This window comes from Cupriavidus sp. 05T42 (assembly GCF_056396345.1).
In genome coordinates, this window is sequence record NZ_JBFTLH010000017.1 from 60,814 (window position 1) to 86,282 (window position 25,469).

The 25,469-nt window shown below is 67.6% G+C and carries 21 protein-coding genes; 6 read left to right on the forward strand and 15 right to left on the reverse strand.

The features are described from left to right. Positions 1-43: 43 nt before the first annotated feature. Positions 44-1,099 carry an SMP-30/gluconolactonase/LRE family protein gene (locus AC1EJR_RS20940; RefSeq protein WP_477147508.1) on the reverse strand — a complete coding sequence of 352 codons (1,056 nt, stop codon included), beginning with the start codon at positions 1,097-1,099 and terminating at the stop codon, positions 44-46. Positions 1,100-1,376: 277 nt separating this feature from the next. Between AC1EJR_RS20940 and serA the strand changes: the two genes are divergently transcribed. Continuing rightward, positions 1,377-2,579, forward strand: a complete 1,203-nt coding sequence (gene serA, locus AC1EJR_RS20945; protein WP_092300584.1) for a phosphoglycerate dehydrogenase — start codon at positions 1,377-1,379, stop codon at positions 2,577-2,579. 216 nt (positions 2,580-2,795) lie between these two features. Next, on the forward strand, positions 2,796-3,785 hold the full coding sequence (locus AC1EJR_RS20950) for a tripartite tricarboxylate transporter substrate binding protein (RefSeq protein ID WP_092300587.1): 990 nt from the start codon (positions 2,796-2,798) through the stop codon (positions 3,783-3,785). 53 nt (positions 3,786-3,838) lie between these two features. Here the strand turns inward: AC1EJR_RS20950 and AC1EJR_RS20955 are convergent, their stop codons facing one another. Further along, the gene (locus AC1EJR_RS20955; RefSeq protein WP_092300590.1) at positions 3,839-4,909 is read right to left on the reverse strand and encodes a type IV toxin-antitoxin system AbiEi family antitoxin; all 1,071 of its coding nucleotides are present in this window, start codon (positions 4,907-4,909) and stop codon (positions 3,839-3,841) included. A gap of 310 nt (positions 4,910-5,219) precedes the next feature. On the opposite strand from AC1EJR_RS20955, the gene AC1EJR_RS20960 reads away from it, so the two are divergent. Then, entirely contained in the window at positions 5,220-5,486 is a 267-nt protein-coding gene (locus AC1EJR_RS20960; RefSeq protein WP_441592994.1) for a DUF2188 domain-containing protein, read from the forward strand. A gap of 50 nt (positions 5,487-5,536) precedes the next feature. On the opposite strand, the gene AC1EJR_RS20965 is transcribed toward AC1EJR_RS20960, so the two are convergent. From AC1EJR_RS20965 to AC1EJR_RS20975, 3 genes are all read right to left on the reverse strand, one after another. Further along, positions 5,537-5,830 carry a hypothetical protein gene (locus AC1EJR_RS20965; protein ID WP_441645372.1) on the reverse strand — a complete coding sequence of 98 codons (294 nt, stop codon included), beginning with the start codon at positions 5,828-5,830 and terminating at the stop codon, positions 5,537-5,539. 108 nt (positions 5,831-5,938) lie between these two features. Next, positions 5,939-6,232: a BON domain-containing protein gene (locus AC1EJR_RS20970; RefSeq protein ID WP_441592992.1), complete on the reverse strand. Its 294-nt coding sequence runs from the start codon at positions 6,230-6,232 to the stop codon at positions 5,939-5,941. Positions 6,233-6,247: 15 nt separating this feature from the next. After that, entirely contained in the window at positions 6,248-7,885 is a 1,638-nt protein-coding gene (locus AC1EJR_RS20975) for a BON domain-containing protein (protein ID WP_477113626.1), read from the reverse strand. A 323-nt stretch (positions 7,886-8,208) separates the two neighbouring features. Here AC1EJR_RS20975 and AC1EJR_RS20980 point away from each other — a divergent pair, with 323 nt between their 5' ends. After that, positions 8,209-8,568, forward strand: coding sequence for a hypothetical protein (locus AC1EJR_RS20980; protein WP_441592989.1), 360 nt, complete (start codon positions 8,209-8,211; stop codon positions 8,566-8,568). Between the two features lie 196 nt (positions 8,569-8,764). Then, positions 8,765-9,265: a hypothetical protein gene (locus AC1EJR_RS20985; protein WP_477147509.1), complete on the forward strand. Its 501-nt coding sequence runs from the start codon at positions 8,765-8,767 to the stop codon at positions 9,263-9,265. Between the two features lie 12 nt (positions 9,266-9,277). Here the strand turns inward: AC1EJR_RS20985 and AC1EJR_RS20990 are convergent, their stop codons facing one another. After that, positions 9,278-9,820, reverse strand: a complete 543-nt coding sequence (locus tag AC1EJR_RS20990; protein ID WP_092300607.1) for a malto-oligosyltrehalose synthase — start codon at positions 9,818-9,820, stop codon at positions 9,278-9,280. 302 nt (positions 9,821-10,122) lie between these two features. Here AC1EJR_RS20990 and AC1EJR_RS20995 point away from each other — a divergent pair, with 302 nt between their 5' ends. Continuing rightward, complete coding sequence (locus AC1EJR_RS20995; RefSeq protein ID WP_441592987.1) at positions 10,123-10,428, forward strand: hypothetical protein; 306 nt, start codon at positions 10,123-10,125, stop codon at positions 10,426-10,428. Between the two features lie 109 nt (positions 10,429-10,537). Here the strand turns inward: AC1EJR_RS20995 and AC1EJR_RS21000 are convergent, their stop codons facing one another. The 9 genes from AC1EJR_RS21000 to AC1EJR_RS21040 all read right to left on the reverse strand — a co-directional run bounded on the left by AC1EJR_RS21000 (position 10,538) and on the right by AC1EJR_RS21040 (position 25,376). Next, complete coding sequence (locus AC1EJR_RS21000; RefSeq protein WP_092300614.1) at positions 10,538-11,374, reverse strand: BON domain-containing protein; 837 nt, start codon at positions 11,372-11,374, stop codon at positions 10,538-10,540. 162 nt (positions 11,375-11,536) lie between these two features. Then, on the reverse strand, positions 11,537-12,913 hold the full coding sequence (locus AC1EJR_RS21005) for an MFS transporter (protein WP_092300759.1): 1,377 nt from the start codon (positions 12,911-12,913) through the stop codon (positions 11,537-11,539). A 293-nt stretch (positions 12,914-13,206) separates the two neighbouring features. Next, positions 13,207-13,536: a short-chain fatty acid transporter gene (locus AC1EJR_RS21010; RefSeq protein WP_454757792.1), complete on the reverse strand. Its 330-nt coding sequence runs from the start codon at positions 13,534-13,536 to the stop codon at positions 13,207-13,209. 249 nt (positions 13,537-13,785) lie between these two features. Further along, the gene (gene uvrA, locus AC1EJR_RS21015) at positions 13,786-19,668 is read right to left on the reverse strand and encodes an excinuclease ABC subunit UvrA (protein ID WP_477113627.1); all 5,883 of its coding nucleotides are present in this window, start codon (positions 19,666-19,668) and stop codon (positions 13,786-13,788) included. Positions 19,669-19,891: 223 nt separating this feature from the next. Beyond that, on the reverse strand, positions 19,892-21,589 hold the full coding sequence (gene aspT / locus AC1EJR_RS21020; RefSeq protein WP_092300623.1) for an aspartate-alanine antiporter: 1,698 nt from the start codon (positions 21,587-21,589) through the stop codon (positions 19,892-19,894). Between the two features lie 66 nt (positions 21,590-21,655). After that, on the reverse strand, positions 21,656-22,246 hold the full coding sequence (locus AC1EJR_RS21025) for a hypothetical protein (protein WP_477147510.1): 591 nt from the start codon (positions 22,244-22,246) through the stop codon (positions 21,656-21,658). Beyond that, positions 22,243-24,213: an alkyl/aryl-sulfatase gene (locus AC1EJR_RS21030; protein WP_454757790.1), complete on the reverse strand. Its 1,971-nt coding sequence runs from the start codon at positions 24,211-24,213 to the stop codon at positions 22,243-22,245. The genes AC1EJR_RS21025 and AC1EJR_RS21030 overlap by 4 nt, the downstream gene beginning before the upstream one ends. A 53-nt stretch (positions 24,214-24,266) precedes the next feature. Continuing rightward, entirely contained in the window at positions 24,267-25,031 is a 765-nt protein-coding gene (locus tag AC1EJR_RS21035; RefSeq protein WP_441592978.1) for a bestrophin-like domain, read from the reverse strand. A gap of 21 nt (positions 25,032-25,052) precedes the next feature. Beyond that, positions 25,053-25,376, reverse strand: a complete 324-nt coding sequence (locus AC1EJR_RS21040) for a calcium-binding protein (RefSeq protein WP_092300635.1) — start codon at positions 25,374-25,376, stop codon at positions 25,053-25,055. Positions 25,377-25,469: the final 93 nt, after the last annotated feature.

Below are 25,469 nucleotides of genomic sequence, written 5' to 3' on the forward strand. Positions count from 1 at the left end.
GGCGAGATGAAACTTTTCAGCGATTTTCGATGAATATCGAGAATCAGACCGCGCCGCGCGTCTCCACGTACAGCGCGTACAGCGAGTGGCTGGACGCCATATAGAGACGGTTGCGCTTGGGGCCACCAAAGCAGAGGTTCGGACAGCGTTCCGGCAGGTGGATATGGCCGATGGCCTTGCCCTGCGGATTGAACACGCGCACGCCGTCCAGCTTGGCCGGGTCCGCGCCGGGCGCCCCGCTACTGCCCCAGCCGGCCCAGATGTTGCCATCCACGTCGCACTTCATGCCGTCCAGCGCGCCGGGGCCGTTGGCGTCGATCAGCTTGGTCTTGTTCGACAGACCGCCGTCCGCCGCCACGTCATAGGCCCAGACCACGCGGTGCGGCTGCGCGCGCGCCTCGATCACGTAGAGCTTCTTCTCGTCCGGCGAGAAGCACAGGCCGTTCGGGCCGTTCAGATCGGCAATGACCTGCGTGACCGCGTTGTCTTTCGGATCAATCCGATAGACCGCGTGCGGCAGTTCTGGCGTGGCCTTGTCTCCCTCCCACTCGCCGCCGATGCCGAACGGCGGATCGGAGAACCACAGCGAGCMGTCGGACTTGCAGACGATGTCGTTGGGCGAGTTGAAGCGCTTGCCCTGGTAGCGGTCCGCCAGCACCGTGATGGAGCCGTCGTACTCGGTGCGGGTGACGCGGCGCGTCAGGTGTTCGCAACTGATCAGCCGGCCCTGCTTGTCGCGGCAGTGGCCGTTGCTGAAGTTGGCCGGCTGGCGGAAGACGCTCCACTGGTTGGCGGCTTCGTCGTAGCGAATGATGCGGTTGTTGGGGATATCCGAGAACAGCAGGTAGCGGCCGTCGCCGAACCAGACCGGCCCTTCCACCCAGCGGAAGCCCGTGGCGAGCTGCTCCACGGTGGAACTGAACAGGCGGTATTTGGCAAAGCTGGAGTCGAGGATCTCCACGGCCGCGTCGGGATAGCGCTGGCTCGGCTTGAACTCGAAAGCCTGGGCAAGTGCCCCGCCGCTGGCCGCCGCCGCAGCAACCGCGCCGCCGGCTTTCAGCAGKGTCCGCCTGCGTGCGTCGAATGGGGTGTCTTGCATCGTGTTGTCTCCGTCCTCGTTATAGTTATCGGACATCATATGAGAACAAAAGCGGCGCTGCAAGCATTCGAATAAGGGGATGTTGACCGAAATTACCCTAGTTGTACGATGACAAAGACATCTACCCAATGAGGCGCCGCGAGTGGCCCGCGATGCCCACTTCATGAGCACGGGTAAGGGACAGTGATAAGGTGAGCGCATCGGCGCGCCAGCTCCTCAGTTCCTCATGGCCGCGCGCCCACAGCATCTCCAACCTCCTGACCCTCGGCAGACCCTCATGGCCACCGCCATCCTCCTCGAAAATATCCACGCCAGCGCCCAGCAAATGCTGGGGCGCCATCAGATCGACGTCGCCACGCAGGGCAAGGCCCTCGCCGGCGAGCCCCTCCAGCAGGCGGTGCAGGGGCACGAACTGCTTGGCATCCGCTCCGCCACCACGCTCACGGCGGAAACGTTCGCCCAGCCCGGCAAGCTGCTGACAGTGGGCTGCTTCTGCATCGGCACCTCGCAGGTCGACCTCGGCGCGGCGGCCCACGCCGGCATTCCGGTGTTCAACGCCCCGTTCTCCAATACGCGCTCGGTGGCCGAACTGGTCATCGGCCAGGCGATCATGCTGATGCGCCGCATCCCCGAGAAAAGCCGCGCGGCCCATCTGGGCGAGTGGCAGAAGTCCGCCAAGGGCTCGTTCGAGATTCGCGGCAAGACCATGGCCGTGATCGGCTACGGCAATATCGGCGCGCAGGTCGGCATCCTGGCCGAAGCCATGGGCATGCGCGTGGTGTTCTACGACATCCGCCCGCGCCTTTCGCTCGGCTCGGCCATGCCCGCCCACACGCTGGAAGACGCGCTGGCGCAGGCCGATGTGGTGACGCTGCACGTGCCCGCCACGCCCCAGACGCGCGGCCTGCTCAACGCGCGGGCGCTTTCGTCCATGAAGCGCGGCGCCATCCTGCTCAACGCCTCGCGCGGCACGGTGGTGGATATTCCGGCCCTCGCCCAGCATCTGGACGACGGCCACCTGGCCGGCGCCGCCATCGACGTGTTCCCGGAGGAGCCGCGCAGCAACACCGATCCGTTCGTCACGCCGCTGCAGGGCAAGCCCAATGTCATCCTGACCCCGCACGTGGGCGGCAGCACCGAGGAAGCCCAGGAGAACATCGGCGTGGAAGTAGCGACCAAGCTCGCCAACTTCCTGGAGACCGGCGCGACCATCGGCGCGGTGAACCTGCCGGAGATCCAGCCGAACCCGCTCGAGGCCCCGGCGCGCATCCTGAACATCCACTACAACCGGCCCGGCACGCTGTCGCACTTCAACCAGGCGCTGGCCGAGATCGGCGCCAATATCGTGGCGCAGCAGCTGCAAACTGCCGGGGATATCGGCTACGCCATCACCGACATCAGCCTGGTGCCGCCGGCCGGCTGGGCCGAGGCGCTGATGCGTGACGATGCCTTCATCCGCACCCGCGTGATCGCCGCCTGACATTCGTCGGGCGCGCTTCCTCCAACGCTCCCCCGGCGCCTCCGGACTTACCCGGAGGCGCCAATGCAGCCGGCGCATGACGTCGATGAAATCGACGGATAGCGGGCTCGCACCTTCTACCAGGCGCCCCGCGCGCCCTGTCTCCCGGTCATACTGCGGCAGATGTATTGCCAGCCGGACAACCACGATCCGGCGTGACGAACCCAAGGAGACAACATGCAACGTCGTACCTTTGTCCGCTTCGCCATGGCCGGCGCCGCCGTGGCCGCCACGGGCGCCGGCATCCTGCCGGGCGTCGCGCAGGCCGCCGATGAATTCCCCACCCGCCCGATCCGCCTGATCGTGCCCTACGGCGCCGGCGGCGTGACCGACCAGGTGGCCCGCGCGCTGGCCGATGCGGCCGGGCGCGAGCTGGGCCAGACCATCGTGGTGGAGAACAAGCCGGGCGTCAGCGGCACGCTGGGCGCCACGCAGATGGTGACCACCGAGCCGGACGGCTACACGCTCAGCATGGCGCCGGTGGTGATCTTCCGCCTGCCGCACGTGCAGAAGATGCGCTACGACCCGCTCAAGGACCTGACCTACGTGTCGATGATCGCGGACTACAACTTCGCGGTGGCGGTGAAGAAGGACGCCAAGTGGCAGACCATGCAGGAGCTGATTGCCGAGGCCAAGGCCGACAAGCGCGGCATCAGCTACGGCACCACCGGCATCTATGGCAGCCAGCATCTGACGATTTCGGAACTGGCGCGCGTCACCCAGTCGAACTGGACCCACGTGCCCTATAAGGGCGACGCCGAGGCCATCACCGCCCTGCTGAGCGGCTCGTCGGACGTGGCTGTGCTGTCCAACACCCTGCTGCCCTACGTGCAGAGCGGCCAGATGCGGGTGCTGGCCACGCTGTCGGAGAAGCGCGCGGCGGACTTCCCGGACGCCCCCACGCTCAAGGAAATCGGCTATCCGGTCTGGTCGAACTCGCCGTTCGGCGTGATCGGGCCGGCCGGCATGAAGCCCGCGGTGGTCAAGCGGCTTGACGAAGCGTTCCGCAACGCGCTCAAGGACCCCAAGTTCCTGAACGTGACGCGCCAGTACGGCATGATCACCAACTACATGGGCCCCGAGCAGTATTCGGCCTATGCGCAGAAGGCATTCAAGAGCGAGGGGGAGATCATCGCGCGGCTGGCTGCGGCGATGAAGAACCAGTAAGGGAGCCGAGCAGACGAAATTTGAACGAGATCAGGCGACGGCTGGCCGGTGGCCTAGAACCGGTCCAGCACGTCCTTGATGCGCGCCTTGCGCAACTGCGTGGCCTCCGCGAGGTGGTCCGCATCGAGCGTGGCCATCAGGTCGGCATAAACGAGGACGGGCGGCGCCAGGTCCGGCCGGCCCGGCGGCGGGGACTCCAGCCCCTCTACCGATGGGTCCCAGAACGCTTCGAGCACCTCCACCGTGCCGTCCGGGTCCGGCTGCAGCCGGTGTTTCTGGGTCAGCATCTGGAGCGCGCCCGCCATCCGCGCGGGGGCGATATAGAGCGTCTGGCTGGCCGGACGAATCCCGCCGACCATCGCCGCCGCCGCGACCTCGCCACTCCAGTAGCCGCCCAGCTCCGTTGCGTTGACCGCCTGCCACCAGTCCGCAGCCGGCGCACTGAAGCGGCGCGGCTGTAGCCGGTGGCGCAGGATGGTCGGATAGTTGGCCACCCATTCATCGAGCAGCCGGTCCGGCGCGGTCAGGCGCCGCCCCTCGTCCTCGCGCGTCTCCAGCAGCCAGCCGCGCGCGGACAGCCCGTTGAACACCGCCCCCACCGAGCCCAGCGCAATGCCGCTGACTCGGGCGATTTCCCGGTACGTGGCCTGGAGCAGTTCCGGCTGGCACAGCAGCGCGAAGACCATCCGCTGGGAACTCGGGTTGCCGCTGATGCGCACGGCGGGCCGCACCACGCTGTCCGGCGGGGTCTGGCCGATGACGAAGACGAACAATTCCGGGGCATCGAGGAAGGTATTGCCGGCCGTGTCGAGGAACTGGAGCCCCATCTCGCGGCACTGCCCGGCCAGCGCCGGGGTCAGGTAGGTGGTGACGAGCAGGCCCGGCGCGCGCTCCTGCAACTGGGCGCGCACCACGGAGAGGTCCGCGACCGTGCGCACCGAGCGCCGGCACTCCACCGCGTAGCGATGGGCGGCGTCGCCGCGCCGCAGGGAAATGGCGGCCACCGGCGCCTCGCCGCCTGGGTCGCGCCGGCCATGGCGGATGCGGGCCTGCATGCCCGTAGTGCGGTGCAGGGCCACCAGCGCGGCCTCCACCCAGTCGATATCGCCCGCCTTCTGGTCCATGGCTGCGTCCTCCGGGTCGCCGAACGGGAATCGGGAAAAGTAACCCCGATCATGGACCAAAGGACGCCGCTGTTCAACTTTTCGCGCTGTTCAGCCCGATTGAACAGGCGACGAAACATGAACATGGCGGGGGGCGCGGGCGCTCCCGCCGCGACGAGATCCGCCCGCGTCACGCGCCAAGCGGCGGCCACCGACAGCCCTGTCAGACAAACGCCGATGCAGCATGCCGGGGTCGCCATCCGAGAATATTGGCAGTCCGCGTGGAGACGGACCTCTCAATAATCGGGAAGCGACCAGGAGCACATTCACCATGCCGAAGAATTTTCACATCGTGCTGAACGACGGCTTTTGGGATCTGCGGGCGGACGGCGTGCCGCGCGCCATCAGCCGTCACAAGACCCGGGACGAAGCCATCCGGGTGGGCCGTGCGGCAGCGGAGCGCCTCAAAGTCTCGCTGCGCGTGGAGGACGAGCAGGCTGAGGCAGCAGACGACGTAGAAGAAACGGAAGAGGCCGAAACATCCAGCCCCTCCACGTTCCAGATGGATTGCGGGATTGCGCGCATGGCTGCGGCGTGAGGCCCATCCCCCCGTCCTGTGACAACGCCCCCTCGGGGGCGTTTTTCATGTCAGGAGCGGTTGTCCACGGGCGGCGCATCGGGGTCGCGGCTGCCGGGGTCGTGGAGGTCCTGCTCCCCCACGCCGGGTGGCGCGTTGCCCCGCTCGTCCGGCTTGCCCCGCTCCGCCTGCGGGTTGGACTGCGGGCCCGAGGGCTCGGCGTTGGACTGCGGGCTGGATTGCGGGCTGGATTGCGGCGCCTGCGGGTTCTCGCCACGCTGGCCGGCATCGGCGCCAATCGCGTCATGGTTGCGACGACGGTCGCGGTTGCGCCGGCGGCGCGTTCCTGCATAGGCGAATGGCATGGGCGTCTCCTTCTTCTTGCTGTGATACGGATGGTCGTCCTGCGTTGCAACGTCCGGCTTGATTCATTCCGCGTTAAGGTTCCGCGTTCAGTCTTTCCGCGCTTTCCGCTAGCGGCCTGCCGAAGACCGGTCAGGCGCCACGCGGACGCGGTTCTCCACGGCGCGCACGCCGGGAATCCGGTCGATGGCGTCCTCGACGCGCGCCCGGTCAGCCCGGGTGCCGATGGCGCCTTCCAGCGTCACCGCGCCTTCTTGCACGGTCACCGACACCTCGCTCACATCGATCCCGCTGCGCCAGAGGCGCTCGCATAGCAGGTCATGCAGCGACGCATCGGAGCGCACGCGCGTGGCGCGCTGGCTGCGGTCGGCGCCCGCGCCGGGCGCCGGGTTCAGTTCACTCATGGTGGCTCCCTTCCATCAGGTGGACGATTTGCCGGTTGGGGTCGAACCGGACTGCGGATCTGTGCCCGTGGGCGCCTTGCCGGTCCGGCCGGCCTCCAGTGCGCTGGTGTAGCCGCTGGACGAGGAACCGGGGGTGGTGCTCGCACTGCCCGAGCTACTTATCCCGCCGAGGCGACTCCCTGACGGGCTGCTCGATTGCATGCCCGATTGACTGCCCGATTGGCCTCCCGCTTCGCGCTGCACCCGCAACTGGTTCTGCACGTCCTTCACGCCGAACACATCGTCGGCAATATCCTCGATGCGGTACTTCTGCTGCCGGTCCATCACCGAGCCGCTCAGCGTGATCACGCCGCCAGATACCGTCACCTCCACGTCGCGGACGTTGAGGCGGCCGCTGTGGGTCAGGCGTTCGCAGAGGTCTTCGCGGATACGTTCATCCGACCGCTGGTAGCCCTTGGGCGCCACGCGCTGGGCACGCGCCGCCGCCGAGCCGCCCGCGCCGCCATAGCCGCGATTGAGCGAGCTACGCTCGTTGGCACCGGTGAACTGCTCGTAGGCCCGGTCGTCGCGGTCGTAGCCGGCCCGGTCGAACCCGGCCGAGCGGCTGGCGCCGCCATAGCCGCGTGATCCGGCGGACTGGCCGCCCCAGTTACGGGTGCCCTGCTGCCCGGCGGATGGCTCGTAGTCGGACACGCCATAGGCGCCGGGATAGTGGGTCCGCATATCCGGCGAATGCCCCGGCTCATCCCACGGCGCGCCGCCGCTGCGTGACGCGTCGGGCCACTGACCGCTCATCGGGCGATTGCGCTCCTGCATGCGCGGGTTCTGCTGCTGCATGCTGCGGCTCCGCTGCTGGCTTTCCCAGCCGCCGCGCGCGCCGCCCTGGCTGCGGCCCTGGCCCCATTCGTCACCCTGGCTGCCTTGCTGGCTCGACCATTCGCTGCCACGGCCGGCACGGCCTTCCTGATGCCAGTCGCCCCAGCGCTCACGCTCGCCCGAGCCGACAAAGCGCTCGCGCGATCCAGATCCGCGCTGCTGGCCTTCGCCATACTCGCCGTAGCGGCCTTCGCCATAGCCGGCGGGGCCGCCCTGATCCCGCGCGGCGCCGGGGTTCCAGCCCTCGCCGGCGCGGTTGCCGCCGTAGCGGTGCGCTTCCATGCGGCGCGGATCGCCGCCGTAGCCGCTGCGCTGGCCGTACAGCGACGAGGGGTCCTCGCCATAGCGTTCGCGTTCGCCCCGGCTACGCTCGTTCTGCTCGCTGCCGTAGCGCTCCGATTGACCCTGATAGCCGCCGTAGCCGCTTTCCGTCCGCACGGAGGATTCCTGCGAGGTGCTCTGGTTGCGGCCCTGCTGGTTGCCGCCCTGTTGGCCGCTGCCCTGCCAGTCGCTGCCGCCGCCCTGCTGCTGGCTGGGGCGCCCTTGCCAATCGGAGCCACCGCCTTGTTGCTGATTCCCTTGCTGCTGATGGGACAGCCAGTTGCCGCTGTCGGCCTGTTGCTGGCGCTGCCAGTGGCTGCCGCCCTGATTCTGCCAACCGGCGCGCTGGGTGCTGCCGCGTTGGTCGTCGGTGTTGCGATCGTCGTCGCGGTCACTGCCGTAGCCGCTTGAGGTGCGGTCGTCGGACCCGCCACCCCTGTAGTTGCCCTGGTTCATGTGGATCTCCGGTTGATCGTCGATCGCGGCGCCCTCTCTTGCCACGCCACGCCGCCGTGCTTCTCTCGTGCTTCTCAACCGGGACGCAAATTCCATACCGCGCGCCACAGCACGGCCCGTGCGCCCCACGGCGCACGCCGGACGTCCTCGTACCCATCTCCGACCTTGCCCCTTTTACATGCCGATATAAAACGTGCAAAACCCAGCACCGGCGGCAAAGTAGTCGATGTCCTACATGCGTTTCAGGCATCGCCCCCAAGTGGCAGACGGCCGTCCCGAATATCGTGGAACTACCGTGAGGACACAATCTTGGAGAAACCGACATGAAACGCACGCTTACCGCAACCGCCCTCGCCCTCAGCGCGCTGATCGCGATGCCTGCCATGGCCCAGGGGGGCGGCCAGGCCCCCGTCTCGCCGAACGTGCCGAACCCGAGCGCGCCGCCGGCCCCTGAAGGCCCCAGCACGCAGCGCGGCACCTTGCCTTCTGCCACCCAACCCGGCAGCAGCGGCACGATGAGCAGCGGCTCGACCATGCACAAGGACAGCTCGACCACCAAGAAGGACTCCACGGCACGTTCGAAGAAGCCGCGCGAGCAAGGCGCCCCCGCGGTGCCGACCGCCGACGCACCGTCCGGCCCGAAGGGTGACTCGCCGGACCCGGCGCCGGGCACCAAGCGCTAAGTTCGCGCCAAGCCCGCCGACCGGTCATCACCCGCGCCGCCCCCTGCGTTTGCAGGCGGGCGGCGTTTTGCGTGCGTTCAACTCAGATCTGCACGAAATTTCAGGGCGATATGGATAGGGCTTTGGTCCCGGAACGGCTACCGTCTCCTACAGTGAGACATGACAAGACAACTGCAAGGACATGACGGAGACGTAGATGGATGCATTGACTACTACACTCGCCCGACTGAGCCGCCATGCCCAGTCGTGCGCAGAGTCGTTGTCCGCCGTGGCCGCTGCGGCGTCTGACCCGCAGATGCGCGCCGTGCTGGCGCATCGGGCGAACATGCAGCGCTGTGCGGCAGCCGAACTGGCCGTCCGGGCCGGCGCCAGTCTGGGCGACGGACACGGTACATCGCACGGCTCTGCCGTGCCCCCACCGCGGCGCGATACGCCGGGCAGCCCCGGCACGCCCTCGCCGGACGCCGGCGAGTTGCTGCTGCTGCGCCACGCGGCACAACAGGCCGGCCGCGMGGCCAGCGCCTATGGCGCACTGCTGCGCGAGCCGATCGACGATCCGGACCTGCGGCTGCTGCTCGCCCATTACTACCGGGGCGCCACGGAATTGCAGCGGCTGCTCGAGCATCGCGTAGCCGAGTTCTCTCCCGCGCGGGCCGCAGGCATGACGTCGCGGCGGATGAGTCCGCCGCTGCACTAGGAGGGCAGCGCCCTAACCTTGCGGATAGCCGGCGCGCAGCAGCCCCGCCTGGCGCGGCGCGGTMAGTTCCTGCTGCGGCTGGTACGGCCGGATCACCAGCGCCACATAGTCGTCGTCCTTGGGCGACACCACCAGGTACACCAGACCCGACATGACCAGGGCCACCTCGCCCAACTGCGCGGCGATGCGCGCGGCAATGAAGCGCTGGAGCAGCACCGGGTCCACGGTGGCGTCGATGGCAAGCGCGGCCGTGCAGATCGTCATCAGGCACTGTTCCACGGCGCGGCAGACCACCACCACCTCGTCGATGGCGTATCCGGTGTGGGCCGCGCGCACGAGCACGGAAATGCCCTCGCTGGTCTTGGCGCGATGCCAGCCGGGTTTGGCGCGGAAATCGGGCAGCGCGAGGCGAGACCCGGCGCCCGTCGCCACGGCGTTGAACTGGTGGGCGAAGTCGCGCGGACTGATGGAGAGCAGTTGTTTTTCCACGGGCGTGGAGGAGACGGCTACCGACGAGGCCAGGCTCATCGTCACCAGGATGCCGGACAAGTTCATCGTGATCTCCCTGGCTGACGCCTGGCGGTGCCCTGCACCGCGTAGGTCACGCAGCCCACCATCCCTGAGCAATTGGCATTCCAGCCTCTGGCGGGCGGTCTGCGTGGCGAATGTGTGTCGCGGTCCCCTGCCTGGAACTATAGGCGGCGGCGGGTCTTGGTGAAAACCCTAAACCTTCGCCCCTGCCGTTGCGCATGCCGGCCGCCCCGCCGAGCGGGATGTGCCGACTGGCATGCAACTTGCCGCCCTTCTTGTCGAAGGACATGTGAACCGACCATGAATCGATCATCAGGAGCCCCATCATGAGCAAGACGTCCCGCCATCCGCATGACACGCCCTCCCGACCAGGGGACCAGACCGGCGCCAGCGACCCCGAGAGCATCCCCAGCACGCTCGATCCCAACCTGGACACCGATGCCAGCGACCTGGAACGGGAGCTGGGCCAGGCCGAGCGCGACCTCCACGTGGCCGAGGAAGACAACCCCGAGGACGAGATCTCCGACGAAGTGCAGCGCGCCGCCGAGTCCCTGCCGTCCGACACTCCGGTCGACCGGGCCGACCAGACCGACAAGCGCATGGAAAATCCGCCGAACGGCAGCGATCTCTAGGGTGCCCGTCTCCRGGCCATCCCATGAAAAATGCCCCGGCGAACCGGGGCATTGTCTTTCGCGAGGGGGCAAATCGGACTAGTTMGACACTAGTTCGACACTAGTTCGATTATTCCGAGGCCAGCACGCCATACGGGCGGATGTGGAGCTTGTTGATCACATCCGTCACGCCGAAGGTGTCATCGGCAATGTCTTCCACCTCGTACTTGATGCGCCGATTGTCCACCGAGCCGGTCAGGGTGACGATGCTGCCCATGACCGTGACGTCCACTTCGCTCACGTCGAGGCCCGACTGATGGGCCAGCCGCTCGCACAGTTCCTCGCGGATGCGCTCGTCGGTGCGGGTGTAGTTCTTCGGTCCCACCCGGCGCGAATAGCCATAGGGCGACCGCTCCTGCCCGAACGACTGGTCACCGCGTGAGCGCTGGCGGTAGTTGCGGCCGGCCTCGGCCTCGTAGCCGCGCTGGGGCTGGGGCTGGGGCTGGTAGGGCTCGTAAGGGGGATTGGGGTCGGCGCGCCGGGCGGGCGTGGTGCCGGGCGAGCGCGAGGCGGCCTGATAGCCATCCTCATAGCCGCTGCTGTAGGCGGTCACGTAGCCGCGGTTGTGCGGCGTGCTCTCGTCGCGGTTCTCGTCGTAGGTGGAGCGGGCTGGATAGTAGACCGGGCCGCCACGTGCCTGGTTGCCCTGCCGGCCCGATTCCGTGCCCCATGCCGTACGGCCGCGCCGCCAGGCGCCATCGTCGCGCACATTGTCGTCGGGCGCGTTCCAGCCGTTGTCGCTGGCGTCATAGGGATTGCGGTCGCGCGTGTTGCCGTACCGGCCGCCCGACAGGTCGCGTTCCCGCCAGTTCCGATCATCGCCCGGTACGTGACCGTAGCCTTGCTCCGAGCCGCCGTAACGCTGGTCCGGCCACCGGCGTCGGCCATAGTCGTCTGATCGCTTCATTGCGTTCCTCCATGGGCTGGGGCGCGAGACGCGGCCCCGATACGGAAGAAGCGGCAAGTTTCATACCGAGCGCGGCAGGCGCCCGGTGTGGCGAATCATCCACCTACGGCATGCAGTTTCTACAAGCTGTGCGCGCACAAAGCGGCGCCGCTTATTTCCTGATTATTTGCCGGCGGCCCGCATCGCGGCGCTGTCCGCGCTGTCCGCACTTTGCGGCGTCACCAGCCGCAGGCCGCTGGCGATGGCCGCCAGCCCGGCAAAACCGGCGCCGAGCGACAGCGCCAGGGTCGGCCCATGCTCGCCGGCAATGCTGAACGACAGCGCCACCAGCGCAGCGCCCGTGGCCTGACCGATCAGGCGCGCCGTGGCAATCACCCCGCTGGCACCGCCCGAGCGCTCGCGCGGCGCGCTGCCCATCAGTGCCTTGAGGTTGGGCGACTGGAAGAAACCGAAGCCAGCCCCGCAGATCGCCATGCGGATGCCGATGTTCAGCGCGCTGGCATCCGCCGGCATCATCGCCAGCGACGCCATGCCGACCGCCATGACGGCCAGCCCCACCCCGCCGAGCAGGCCGGGCGGATAGCGGTCAGACAGGCGCCCCGCCAGCGGCGCCATCAGCGCGACCACGGCGGACCACGGCGTCAGGAGGAAGCCGGTTTCCACCGGATTGCGCCCCAGCACATGCTCGAAATAGAACGGCAGCGACACGAAGGCCAGCCCCTGCGCGGCGAACGAGCAGACGGCGGTCAGCGTGGACAGCGCGAACATCGGCCGACGGAACAGGTCCACCGGCAGCATCGGGGCCGGATGACCGCGTTCGCGGCGCAGCAGCAGCACGAAGGCGATGAGGAACACCACGGCGGCTGCCACCACGTATTCCACCGGCTCGCGCTGCACGCCCTCGCCGAGCGCGAAGATCAGCGCCGCGAAGGTAATGACGTTGAGGATGGCCGCCACGGGGTCGAAGCCATGCGTGCTGCGCTTGCTCTCCGGCAGCGAGCGCCAGCCGATGGACAGCGCCAGCAGCCCGATCGGCAGGTTCACGGCGAACAGCCACGGCCAGGTGCCGAACGAGAGGATGACGGACGCCACGGTCGGCCCGACCGCGAACGAAACCCCGACGATCAACGCGTTCAGCCCCAGCCCGCGCCCAAGCCGGTGCATCGGAAAAATCGCGGAAATCAGTGCCGTGTTCACGCTCATGATGGCGGCGGCGCCGATGCCCTGCAGCGCCCGCGCGGCAGCCAGCGACGGCAGCGACCACGCCATGGCGCAGATCACCGACGAGATGACGAAGACGATCACCCCGCTCAGATACATGCGCCGGTGACCGACGATGCCGCTCAGCGCGGCGAACGGCAGCAGCGTGGCCACCATCGCCAGTTGGTAGGCGTTGATGATCCAGACCGAGGCCTGCGGGGTGCTGCGCAGGTCCGCCGCGATGGCCGGCAGCGCGGTATTGGCGATGGCCGTGTCGAGCGTGGCCAGCGCCACCGCGATCATGATCGCCGCCATGCCGCGCTTCTCGCGGGGCGTCATGGCGTTGTCGAGCGGGGGCTGCGTGGCCGGGCTGGGCGGCGCGGAGGACGGCTGGCTGGCGGGGGTCTGCACGGTCGGATTACCAGTAGGGGCGATCGGGGCGAAGGCGCCGGACGGGGGGCCGTCCATGTCGCCAGATCGAGACAATACGGGAAAACGCGCGGGCCTGCTGAAGCCGCTTCAGCGTCCGCTTAATAGATCAGAGGGAAGTTGCCGGGAGATCGCGGCCGATGGGAAGAGGTTTCCCACCGTTAGCGGCGCGATATCAGCGAAATGCTGGATAAGTCAACGATTCAGTACCGCATCTGCACGTCGTCCACGCGGCTGGTGCGCGTGTTGAACAGGCAGGTGTAGCGGAAGGCCATGGCCGAGTCCGAGGCATCGGGCTCAAAGGTGCCCTCGCCGTTGACGCCGGTTTGCGTGCTGGTCTGCTGATAGATTCGTTCACGGTCCGGCATCATCATCACACTGCCGGGCTGCGGATAGCGCTGCTTGACCGCGTTGGTGACGGCCTTTTCGCAGGCGTTGCCGGCGGCTTCCATCTGCGAACGGCTCAGGCCACCGGAGCCGCCATAGGTGACGCCCGGCGCCGGTGTAATCGTGGTGGAGGGTGACGCAGGCATGCGCTGCGGCGGGGCCGGGGGCGGCGTGGTGCACGCCGCCAGCAAGGCGACTGTGGCCAGCCCGAGGCTGGCCAACGGCACATCAGAGAAACKAGACAGAAAGCGTGATGAAAAACGGGGCATCGGGTCGGTTCCGGTATCGGCTACGGACCGTCGGATGACGGGGATATCGGAACGACTCTATGCCAGGAATGCAGTGGGAGCAACCTGGATCAGGTCTTTTTCATCACATTCACGCTTATTCCACCCTCATTCCACTGCGATCCCCCGCTTTTCCTGCTCGGCGCCTTCGTGGGGTTCGCGCGCCAGCACCGGCACCAGCGCCGCGCCGGTATGGCTCGCCGCGTTGCGCGACAGCGTCTCCGGGTCCGACGCGCCGACGATGGTGCCGCCGGCCGCCCCACCCTCCGGGCCGAGATCGATGATCCAGTCCGCTTCGGCAATCACGTCGAGGTCATGCTCGATCACCACCACGCTGTGCCCGCCATCGGTCAGCCGGTGCAGCACGCGAATCAGCCGCGCCACATCGGCCATATGCAGGCCCACGGTCGGTTCATCGAGCACATACAGCGTGTGCGGCGCCTTCTGGCCCCGGCGCGTGATGTCGTCACGCACCTTCGACAGCTCCGTCACCAGCTTGATCCGCTGCGCCTCCCCGCCAGACAGCGTGGGCGATGGCTGTCCCAGCGTCAGGTAGCCGAGGCCGACATCCTTCATCAGTTGCAGCGGATGGGCGATCTGCGTGATGGCGCCGAAGAACTCCACCGCCTCGTCGATCTCCATGGTCAGTACATCGCCGATGTTCTTGCCGCGCCAGGTCACCGCCAGCGTCTCCGGGTTGAAGCGCTGGCCATGGCAGACGTCGCACAGCACCTTCACATCGGGCAGGAAGCTCATGCCGATGGTGCGCACGCCCTGGCCCTCGCAGGCCGGGCAGCGCCCGTCGCCGGTATTGAACGAGAAGCGCGAGGCGCTGTAGCCGCGCGCCTTGGCCTCCAGCGTCTCCGCAAACATCTTCCGGATCGCGTCCCAGACACCGATATAGGTGGCCGGGCACGAGCGCGGCGTCTTGCCGATGGGGGTCTGGTCGACCTCCAGCACGCGATCGATGGACTCCCAACCGCTGATCGACGTGCAGCCATGCCAGGCATGCGCCACATTCAGCGCGCGCGTGGCCGTAGGCTTGCCGGCCTTCTCGGCGGCAGCCCGGGCCCGGCGCGTGGCCGGCGACGACATTACCGAGCGCCCCACGGCGTCCAGCAGGTTGGTCATCAGCACGTCCCGCGCGAGCGTGGACTTGCCCGAGCCGGACACGCCGGTAATCGCCACCAGACGCGCCAGCGGAATCCGCGCCGTGACATGGCGCAGGTTATGTAGATGCGCACCCTCCACGGTCAGCCATTGCGCCGGCTCGGCTTCCCGGCCCGCGCGCGCCGGCCGCACCGCGCGGCGCGGCTGAAGCGGATGGATGATCGGCCGCGCCAGGAACTGGCCCGTGGTGGAGTCCGGTGCGGCGGCCAGCGCCGCCACCCCGCCCTGCGCCACGAGATGCCCGCCGCGCTTGCCGGCGCCGGGGCCAATATCGATGATGTGGTCGGCACGGCGGATGGTGTCCTCGTCATGCTCCACCACCACCAGCGTGTTGCCCTTGTCGCCAAGCTTGCGCAGGGCGTCCAGCAGGATCTGGTTGTCGCGCGGATGCAGGCCGATGGTCGGCTCGTCCAGCACGTAGCACACGCCCTGCAGGTTGCTGCCGAGCTGTGCCGCCAGGCGGATGCGCTGCGCCTCGCCGCCCGAGAGGCTCGGCGCGGCCCGGTCCAGGCTCAGGTAGCCGAGCCCCACTTCCTCCAGGAACTGCAGCCGGCTGGCGATTTCCGACACCACGTCGCGCGCGATCTCGGCATCGCGGCCCTTGAGCCGCAGGCCGTCCACCCAGCGCCGCGTATCGGACACGGTCCATTGGGCGACATCGGTAATCGCGCTGGCCTCGAAGGTCACCGCGCGCGCCACCGGGTTCAGGCGCGTGCCGCTGCAATCGGCGCAAGGCGTATCGCCCACGCCTTCCGGCTCCTGCTCCTCGGACGGCAGGCTTTGCTCGCGCCCGCGGTTGTCGTCGGCGCCAAGCACCGTGTCGTCGTATGCCGCGCGCTGCTCGCGGGTCAGCGCCAGCCCCGTGCCCACGCAGGTGGTGCACCAGCCATGCTTGCTGTTGTACGAGAACATGCGCGGATCGAGTTCCGGGTAGCTCGTGCCACAGACCGGACAGGCGCGCTTCGTCGAAAACACCTTGGTTTCGCCGACGTGGCGGGTGCCGTTGCCATCATGGATGGCGTCGTGCAGCCCATCCAGCGGCGCCAGCAGGTGCATCACGCCCTTGCCCACCTCCAGCGTCTGGTCCAGCAGCGCGCGCAGCGCCGCCTCGTTATCCGCCGAAATCACGATGTCACCCACCGGCAGTTCGATGGTGTGCTCGCGGAAGCGGTCCAGGCGCGGCCACGGGTCCACCGGCAGGAATTCGCCGTCCACGCGCAGGTGGGTGTTGCCGCGCGCCTTGGCCCATTTGGCCAGATCCGTATAGACGCCCTTGCGGTTCACCACCAGCGGCGCCAGCAGGCCCACATGCTGGCCGCGATGGTCGCGCAGCAGTTGCGCCACAATGGACGCCGCGCTCTGCGACGTCACCGGCGCGCCGTCATGCACGCAGTGCTGGATGCCCAGCTTCACGTACAGCAGGCGCAGGAAGTGCCAGACCTCGGAGGTCGTCGCCACCGTGCTCTTGCGGCCACCGCGCGACAGCCGCTGCTCGATGGCCACGGTCGGCGGAATGCCATACACCGCGTCCACCTCCGGCCGCCCGGCCGGCTGCACGATCGAACGCGCATAGGCATTCAGCGATTCCAGATAGCGGCGCTGGCCCTCGTGGAACAGGATGTCGAAGGCCAGCGTGGATTTGCCCGAGCCCGAGACGCCCGTAATCACATTGAACTTCCCGTGCGGGATGTCGACATTCAGCGATTTCAGGTTGTGCTCGTGCGCGTTGACGATGCGCACCACTCCCTCGCCCTCGATGGCCCGGCGCGCGCGCTTGGCCTGCAGCGCGGCTTGCAGCGGCAGGCCGTGCCCGGCCATCTCGGCGCGCTCGGCGGCCAGCGTGCCGGCCTCGCCCATCGCCTGGTCATACTGGATCAGCGCATGGCCGGTATGCGAGTGTTCGCAGCCCTTGACGTCCTCGGGCGTGCCCACGCACAGCACCTCGCCGCCGGCGTCGCCGCCTTCCGGGCCCAGGTCGATCAGCCAGTCCGCCGCGCGAATCACATCCAGGTTGTGTTCGATCACGATCAGCGAATGGCCGCCGTCCAGCAGCTTGCCGAACGCGCGCATCAGCTTGGCGATGTCGTCGAAATGCAGGCCGGTGGTGGGTTCGTCGAACATGAACAGCCGCCGGGGCAGGATCACCGCCTTGCGGTTCTTCACCGGCTGGGTCTGCGCGGTCTCGGCCAGGAAGCCGGCCAGCTTGAGCCGCTGGGCCTCCCCGCCGGACAGCGTCGGCACGGGCTGGCCCAGCTTCACGTATTCCAGGCCGACGTCGGCAATCGGCGCCAACACGCGCAGGACGGCGGCATCGTCGGCGAACAGCGCCGTGGCCTCGCTGACGGTCAGCTCCAGCACATCGGCCACGCTCAACTGGCGCGGCGGCTGGCCACGCACGGCGCGGGCGATCTTCACCTCTAGCACCTCGGCGCGATAGCGCGTGCCGTCGCAATCGGGGCAGCGCAGGTAAACGTCGCTCAGGAACTGCATCTCCACGTGCTCGAAGCCCGAGCCGCCGCAGGTCGGGCAGCGCCCGTCGCCCGAATTGAAGCTGAACGTGCCGGCCGTGTAGCCGCGCTGGAGCGCCAGCGGCGCGCGGGCGAACAGCTTGCGGATCTCGTCGAACGCGCCCACGTAGCTGGCCGGGTTGGAGCGCGCGGTCTTGCCGATGGGCGACTGGTCCACGAAGACCACGTCATCCACCTGCTCGGCGCCGATCAGGTCGCGGAACGCGCCGGGGGACTCGGTGGCCTTGCCGAAATGGCGCGCCATGGCCGGGTACAGCACGTCCTGCAGCAGCGTGGACTTGCCCGAGCCGGACACGCCAGTCACGCAGACCAGCCGGTTCAGCGGAATCTCGACGCTGACATCGCGCAGGTTGTGCTCGGTGGCGCCTTCCAGCCGGAGGCGCGGCGTGTCCGCATCGACCTTGCGCGCCTGCCAGTGCGACGCATCCGTCACAAGGCGCCGCCCGCCGAGGTAGTCCCCGGTCAGCGTGCGTTCATGGCGGATGGCCGCCGGCGTGCCGTCGAAGACGATGTCACCGCCGCGCTCGCCAGGGCCGGGGCCCATGTCGATCAGCCGGTCGGCGGCCAGCATGACCGAGGGGTCGTGCTCCACCACCACCAACGTGTTGCCGGCGTCGCGCAGCCGATGCATCGCCTCGACGATCCGGTTCAGGTCGCGCGGATGCAGGCCGATGCTCGGCTCATCGAGCACGAACAGCGTGTTGACCAGCGAGGTGCCCAGCGCCGTGGTCAGGTTGATCCGCTGGACCTCCCCGCCAGACAGCGTGCGGCTCTGGCGGTCCAGTGTCAGGTAGCCCAGGCCCACGTCGCAMAGGTATTTCAGGCGCGTGCGCACCTCGGCCAGCAGCAGCTTGAGGGCGTCGTCGAGCAAGGCGCTCGGCAGCGTCAGATCGTCGAAGAAGCGGCGGATGCGGGCAATCGGCATCAGCATCAGGTCGTGCACGGTCAGGCCCGGCAGCGCCTCCAGCTGGGTGCGATCCCAGTCCACGCCGCGCGGCAGGAAGCGGTGATCCGGCTGGAGCACGGCGTCTGCATTGGCCTTGTCGCCCAGGCGCCAGAGCAGCGATTCGGTCTTGAGGCGCGCGCCGCCGCAGGTTTCGCAGGGCGTGTAGCTGCGGTACTTCGACAAGAGCACGCGGATGTGCATCTTGTAGGCCTTCGATTCCAGGTAGCTGAAGAACCGCATCACGCCGTACCACTGCTTGTTCCACTGGCCGTTCCAGTCCGGCGAGCCGTGGATGACCCAGTGCTGCTCGGCCTCGCTGAGCTGGTCCCACGGCAGGTCGCGCGGAATGCCGGCGCGGGCGGCGTAGCGCATCAGGTCGTCCTGGCATTCCTTCCAGGCCGGCGTCTGCATCGGCTTGATCGCCCCGTCGCGCAGCGATTTGCGGCTGTCGGGAATCACCAGGCCCAGGTCCACGCCGATGACCCGGCCGAAGCCCCGGCAGGTCTCGCAGGCGCCATAGGCGGAATTGAACGAGAACAGCGCCGGCTGCGGGTCCGCGTAGCGGATATCGCTTTCCGGGCTGTGCAGGCCGGTGGAGAAGCGCCAGACCGGGCCGTCGCCGGCGTCGGTCACCACCTGCACGCTCACGCGACCGCCGCCGCGCTTGAGGGAGGCTTCGATGGCCTCCACGGCGCGGGCCTTGTCCACATTGGCGATGCGGAAGCGGTCTGCCACCACGTCCAGCACCTTGCGGCTGCCGGTGGCGGACTCGACCACGCGCTGGCCGTGCACGCGCGTGTAGCCGCTGACGGACAGCCATTGCGCCACTTCTTCCTCGGTGGCCGAGGCCGGCAGTTCCACGGGGAAGGTCACCACCAGCCGGGCGTCGGCAAAGGGCTGGCCGGGCGCGGTGCGGGCGGCCAGTTCGGCGTAGATGGTCTCGGGGGAGTCATGACGCACCGGCAGCGCCGTCTGGCGGTCGAACAGTTCGGCCGCGCGCGCGTAGAGCAGCTTCAGGTGGTCGTTCAGCTCGGTCATCGTGCCGACGGTGGACCGGGAACTGCGCACCGGGTTGGTCTGGTCGATGGCGATGGCCGGCGGCACGCCGTCCACCTTGTCCACCTGCGGACGGTCCATGCGGTCCAGGAACTGGCGCGCGTAGGCGCTGAAGGTCTCCACGTAGCGGCGCTGGCCTTCCGCGTAGAGCGTATCGAAGACCAGGCTGGACTTGCCCGAGCCCGAGGGGCCCGTTACCACGGTCATCTGGCCCGTGTGCAGGTCAAGGTCGATATTCTTGAGATTGTGCTGACGGGCGCCGCGGATGCGGATCAGGCCATGGTCGGACAATTTTGCCTCGCAAATCAATGGGTTAAGCGCAATGCAGGGGGCGGACGCACCGCCGGAGCCCACCATCGTACTCCGATCGGCTCGGCGAATTACGATGGCTTCGCAGGCCCCGGCGGGGTCTGGTGTGGCGCTACTATACTGTACAAACGTACAGTATGTAGAGCGCGGCTTGCTGCGGCAGAGTGCGCAGCGGAGGGAGAGAGAAAATCTGGGAGGGCGGCGGTTACCCCAGCCGGTAGGCCAGCGCCACGATGATCGGCCCGAGTACGGGAAGCATCACATTGGCGATGGCATAGGTCACCGTATAGCCGAGCAGCGGCACCGAACTCTGGCTGGCGGCCAGGATGGCGCTGATCGCCGGCGTGCTCACGTGCTGCCCGGCGATGGCGCCAATCAGCAACGGGCCCTCGATCTTCAGGAACACGTGGCCGATCCATAGCGACAGGCAAGCCGGCACGAGCGACACGGCGAGGCCGACCAGCGGCAGCATCGCGCCATGCTCGCGCACCAGCGTGATGGCATCCGGCCCCGCCGACAATCCCACGCTGGCGACAAATATCGCCAAGCCGAGGTCCTTCAGCAACTGGACGCCAGCCGGCGGCATGTCCCCCAGCCCGGGCCGCTTGAAGTTGATCCAGCCGAACACCAGCCCGCTCAGCAGCGCCCCGCCGCCGCTGCCGAGCGAGATCGGAATCCCGTACACGGTCACGGACAGCATGCCCACCAGCAGACCCAGCAGGATCCCCACGCAGAGGAAGACGAGATCGGTGGTGTCCACGTGGCGCACGGCCGTGCCCAGCTCCTGCGCGGCCGCGCTCAGCGCCGGGTCGGTGCCGACCAGCGTCAGGCGGTCGCCGTGCAGCAACTGCGTCGCCGGCGTAATCGGCAGGCTCATGCCGGAGCGCATGATCTGCTGCACCCAGACGAAGCGGATATGCCGCTGCGTGGCCGCCCGGGCGAGATCGCCCAGCGTGCGGCCGTTCAGACCGGGCTTGTTGACGATCACCTGGCGTTCGTCGAGCTGGAGCACATCGTGGTGGGCCGCCGGCGGCAACACCTCCACGCCGACCCGTTCGCCCGCATTGACCAGCCGCTCGCGCACACCGATCAGGGCGACGATGTCGCCCGCCTCGATCTTCTGGTCGGGATCCGCCGTGACGGCCTCATTGCCGCGAAACAGGCCCGCGACGAGGGTGCGCCCGCCAATCTGGCGTTCAAGCTGGCCGACGGTCAGCCCGGCGGCCCCTTCGGCGCGATAGGCGCGGCCTACCAGACGCGGGAGCGCCGGTTGCGTGGCCACGTCGTCATCCGAGGCGGCCTCCAGCCGGGTGGCGAGCTCGCGGGACGCCGTCTTCAGGTTGAGCCGCAACAGCATCGGCGCGACCTGACTGGTGAAGAAGACAATGCTGACGAGGCCGACCAGATAGGTCAGCGTGTACGCGGTGGCGATGTTCGATTCCATCCGCGTGGTTTCCGCCGCGCCCAGGCCAAGGTGCTTGAGCGCTTCGGCCGCCGTGCCGACCACAGCCGATTCGGTGGCAGCGCCAGCCGCCAGCCCCGCCGCCGTGCCGGGGTCCAGGCCCATCATCCGCGTGGCGGTGAGTACGATGGAGATGACGGCAATCGCCTCGATCAGGGGCAGCACCATGAACCGCAGGCTGGAGCGGTTCAGGTTGGCGAAGAACTGCGGGCCGCCGGAATAGCCCATCGCGAAGATGAACAGCGCGAAGGCCACCTCCTTCAGCTCCCCGTGGAGCTGGCAGCCGGTCTGCCCGATCAACAGCGCCACGATCAGCGTGCCGCACACCCCGCCGAGCCCGATCGGCCCGATCTTGAGCTTGCCTACCGCATAGCCGAGGCCGACGGTCACGAACAGGACCGCCATCGGCACGTCGTTGAAGATTCCGACCGAACATTGCATGGTGACCTCTCCAGCGGCCGGCGATTGCAATGCTCGCCGTGCGACGATTGTGCTTCGGGGGGCGGACTAGCGCCGGCTGCTCGCTACATGGCTCGCCAGCGAAGATCCACCCGCCATGGCAAATCGCGCCGCCAGCACCGTCGCCACGCGGGTTTGGGCGGCGGGCTCGCCCACGACTACGACCAGTCCGGCATCCACAGCCTGCGCCCAGCCGATGCGGCCGTCCAGCAAGGCGCGCAGCACGGGTTCCCCGGTCACCACGACCACGTCGCCATCGGCCGGGCCCGCGTCGTGATGCGCATCGGGGGCGGCGTGCCGGCGGCTCGCCGCACCATATCGCGTCCAGAGCCGCGACTCCACCTGCAGCAGCGCCATCGGCGGCAGCTTCGGCCCGGCCGATGCGAGCCGCTGCTCCAGCCTATGTGCCGCATCGTCCGCACGTTCTCGCGCCTGCGCGCCGGTATTGCTTTCGGCAGCTGGCAACCTGCCCGCGCCAATGGCATCGTGAAGCGCGAAGGCCACGCCAATGGAGGCCGGATGCGCGGCGCCGACTTCATCTCCCAGCACGAAGTMGGAGCCGCACGCCGCCACCGTCGTCGGGAGGGCCCCAAGCCACGCTACCAGCGTGGCCATCAACACCGCGGTCGTCGTCTTCATGGCGTCACGATGTTGAACCAGAACGGGAAGGTGTCGAGCAGGGCGAGGAACTCGCTCAGTGCCTCGCGGCGGCCCTCCACCTTCATATCGCCCTTGGCGATGGCGTTCTCGATCGTGGTCTCCTTGAGCTGGATGGCGTCAAGCGTCGCTTTCGAGAGCGTGATCTTTGCGTCGGGCTGCGCCAGCGGCTTGCCATAGTTCAGCACCGCGTTCTCGACCGCCAGCCCGTACTGCTTCTTCAGGTCGGTAAAGTCGAGATTCAGCCCGATCTTCTTGCCAGCGGCCTTCGGCCCGTTCAAGCGAACCGCCAGATAGTCGAACAGCATCTCCGGCGGCATCGCCTTGATGGTGTCCGGGCTCGCGGTCGTCGTCCCGCCGGCCTTGGGCACGCCATTGCGCAGTTCATAGGCGCCCATCAGGTAGACCGAGCGCCATGGGCCGCTCTCCGCCTGGTATCCCAGCTGCTCGAGGGAATCGGCCAGCAGGTCCTTGCCCGCCTTGCCGTTGGGGTTGGCGAATACCACATGCTTGAGGACTTCGGCCGTCCAGCGATAGTCGCCCTTGCTGAAATCCGCCCTGGCGCGCTTGAGCACCGCCGCTTCGCCGCCCATGTACTCCACATATTTCTTGGCGGCCATTTCCGGCGGCAGGTTGTTGAGGTCGGACGGATTGCCGTCGTACCAGCCCATGTAGCGCTGGTAGACCGCCCGGGAGTTGTGGCGCAGCGTGCCGTAATAGCCCCGGTTCGGCCAGAATTTGTCGAGTTCCGGCGGCAGCTTGATCATCTCCGAGATCTCTTCCCCGGTGTAGCCGTTGTTCATCAGGTTGACCGACTGGTCATGCGTGTACTTGTACAGGTCGCGCTGCTTCTTCCAGTAGTCGATGATCTTGGCGTTGCCCCACATCGGCCAGTGGTGGGCCTGGAACTTGAAATCGACATCCTTGCCGTAGGTGTCGATGGTCTCGTTCAGGTAGCTCGACCACTTCAGTGCGTCACGCACCTGAGCGCCACGCAGCGTCAGGATGTTGTGCATGGTGTTGGTCGTGTTCTCGGCCATCCACATGCCCCGGAACTGGGGGAAGAACGTGTTCATCTCGGACGGCGCCTCGGTGCCTGGCGTCATCTGGAACACCATCTTCACGCCATCCACGGTGATCTCGGTGCCGGTCTTGCTGATGATGTCCGTGGGGACGATCAGCCCGGCGTCGCCGGTCGACACGGTCTGCCCCAGCCCGCCGTTCACGCCACCGCGCGCGTTGCGGGGCAGCAGCGCCCCATACATATAGACGGCGCGGCGCCCCATCGCATTGCCGGCGATGACGTTCTCGCTGACCGCATGCTCCGTGAAGCCTTCCGGCGCGAAGATCTTGACCTTCCCGGACCGGACATCGGCTTCGTTCACGACGCCGCGCACGCCGCCGTAGTGATCCACGTGCGAGTGGCTGTACACCACGGCCACCACCGGCTTCTGCCCGAGGGTTTTCGTGACGAATTCCAGCGCCGCCTTGGCCGTCTCGGCCGAGATCAGCGGGTCCAGCACGATCCATCCCGTGTCACCCTGCACGAAGGTGATGTTCGACAGGTCGAAGCCACGCACCTGGTAAATCCGGTCCGACACCTTGAACAGTCCGTTCTGCATGCCCAACTGGGCGTTGCGCCACAGGCTCGGATTGACCGTGTCCGGCGCCGCCTTGTCGAGCCCGATGTATTGCTTGTAGGCTTCCAGGTCCCAGACGACGTCGCCCTTGGCATTGCGGATGGTCAGCGTGTCGGGCTTGGCCACCAGACCGCGCTGGGCATCCTCGAAGTCGGCCTTGTCGTTGAAAGGGAGTTCGTTCAGCACGGCCGCGTTCGCTGCCTTGGTCGCTGCCGTCGCGGGCTTGCCGCCAATGGGCTGGGCCTGGGCCCACCCCGATGATGTCCACGCCAATGTCGTCGCGGCGATGAGGAGAGGGGCGAATTTCATGGCTGGCACTCCCGGTTAGGACAAACCAATCAAACAACGGCAACCGATAGACCCTAGCGCTTCAGCGCGGTCTCCAGGTTGTGCAAGTTCTGGGGTGGGACACGAATCAAACCGCCGCGCGGGCTGTCGATGTCCGCGATCAGCGCCAGTGACAGCGATATCGTCATCGGCAGCACCAGCAACAGGGCGGCCTTGGCGCTCTTGGTGCGCGCGCCATAGCCCTGCATCAGGCTGCTAAAGAACGCAATCACGATCATCAGGCACCAGGCCGACACCGGGATCCGGTTCAGCCACGCGGCCTCTGTATAGCCCTGGGAATTGAGGACGTCGTTCATGCCCGACACCACCAGCGACGTGATCGGGGTGGGCTTGTCGCGCGCCACGCCGCGCACCACCTTCCACAGGTCGTCGCCGATTTGTGCCGTGGCATGCTCGATTTTCTGCAGGGCGTCGGGTTCGCGCGTGCGGTAATAGAGGATGCGCTGGTCCAGGTAGCGGATCAGCAATGCCCTGATCTGCGCCGTCTCCGGCCCCTCCACCAGCTCGGCCCGCAGGAATTCGGTACCGATCGCGTTGGCCTCTTCTTCCTCCAGGTTCTTGCGCTGGTCATAGCGGCCGACCGCCATGGAGAGCGTGAACCCGATCAGCAGGGCGAGCAGCGTGAGCGTGGCGCCCTGCACGATATTGAAGTCGTCACGGCTGTCGTCCGCCATCGGCCTGATGCGGCGCAGCACCAGGAATCCGATCCCCGCCGCCAGCGCCATGAGCACGATCATGGCCAGGAAGAGGATGGCCGGATGCCTGGTGAGGTAGGTCATGGGACGATGGCCCGGAAGCCGTCAGTTCAGGCTGCCCGGATCCCGCGCGGCTTTCTGCTGCTTGGCGCGCGCCGCGAAGTAGGCCCCGATCTGCTTCTGCGTGATGCCATTGGTCTTCTTGGTGTCGATCTTGTCGTAATTCTTGAAGACTTCCGGCATGCCGGCCTCGGCCTCTTCGCGGCTCAACTTGCCGTCCTGGTTGGTATCGGCGGCCTTGAATTTCTCGGCGAAGGCGGCCTTGGCCTCCTGCGCGTTGGCCGGTTTTTGCTGCTGCGCACTGGCGGCCGTGGACATGAAGGCGGCAATCGCCGAAAGGCACGCAACGGCTACGAATTTCGAAGTCATGGTTGTCTCCCAGGTGTGTTTTGTATTCAGCGCTTGGGGCGCCACAGCCTGTGTGACTCTATCGCAGCGAATTGCGGTCTCGTAGTTAGACTT

What these genes read in the sequence shown, in the direction of transcription:
- AC1EJR_RS20975 (WP_477113626.1), bottom strand. Translation starts at nt 7,885, where the DNA reads ATGAACCAGGGCAACTACAGGGGTGGCGGGTCCGACGACCGCACCTCA.
- AC1EJR_RS20980 (WP_441592989.1), top strand. Translation starts at nt 8,209, where the DNA reads ATGAAACGCACGCTTACCGCAACCGCCCTCGCCCTCAGCGCGCTGATC.
- AC1EJR_RS21035 (WP_441592978.1), bottom strand. Translation starts at nt 25,031, where the DNA reads ATGACCTACCTCACCAGGCATCCGGCCATCCTCTTCCTGGCCATGATC.
- AC1EJR_RS20995 (WP_441592987.1), top strand. Translation starts at nt 10,123, where the DNA reads ATGAGCAAGACGTCCCGCCATCCGCATGACACGCCCTCCCGACCAGGG.
- AC1EJR_RS21040 (WP_092300635.1), bottom strand. Translation starts at nt 25,376, where the DNA reads ATGACTTCGAAATTCGTAGCCGTTGCGTGCCTTTCGGCGATTGCCGCC.
- AC1EJR_RS20970 (WP_441592992.1), bottom strand. Translation starts at nt 6,232, where the DNA reads ATGAGTGAACTGAACCCGGCGCCCGGCGCGGGCGCCGACCGCAGCCAG.
- AC1EJR_RS21010 (WP_454757792.1), bottom strand. Translation starts at nt 13,536, where the DNA reads ATGCCTGCGTCACCCTCCACCACGATTACACCGGCGCCGGGCGTCACC.
- AC1EJR_RS21030 (WP_454757790.1), bottom strand. Translation starts at nt 24,213, where the DNA reads ATGAAATTCGCCCCTCTCCTCATCGCCGCGACGACATTGGCGTGGACA.
- AC1EJR_RS21005 (WP_092300759.1), bottom strand. Translation starts at nt 12,913, where the DNA reads ATGACGCCCCGCGAGAAGCGCGGCATGGCGGCGATCATGATCGCGGTG.
- aspT (WP_092300623.1), bottom strand. Translation starts at nt 21,589, where the DNA reads ATGCAATGTTCGGTCGGAATCTTCAACGACGTGCCGATGGCGGTCCTG.
- AC1EJR_RS20960 (WP_441592994.1), top strand. Translation starts at nt 5,220, where the DNA reads ATGCCGAAGAATTTTCACATCGTGCTGAACGACGGCTTTTGGGATCTG.
- AC1EJR_RS20955 (WP_092300590.1), bottom strand. Translation starts at nt 4,909, where the DNA reads ATGGACCAGAAGGCGGGCGATATCGACTGGGTGGAGGCCGCGCTGGTG.
- AC1EJR_RS20950 (WP_092300587.1), top strand. Translation starts at nt 2,796, where the DNA reads ATGCAACGTCGTACCTTTGTCCGCTTCGCCATGGCCGGCGCCGCCGTG.
- serA (WP_092300584.1), top strand. Translation starts at nt 1,377, where the DNA reads ATGGCCACCGCCATCCTCCTCGAAAATATCCACGCCAGCGCCCAGCAA.
- AC1EJR_RS21000 (WP_092300614.1), bottom strand. Translation starts at nt 11,374, where the DNA reads ATGAAGCGATCAGACGACTATGGCCGACGCCGGTGGCCGGACCAGCGT.
- AC1EJR_RS20965 (WP_441645372.1), bottom strand. Translation starts at nt 5,830, where the DNA reads ATGCCATTCGCCTATGCAGGAACGCGCCGCCGGCGCAACCGCGACCGT.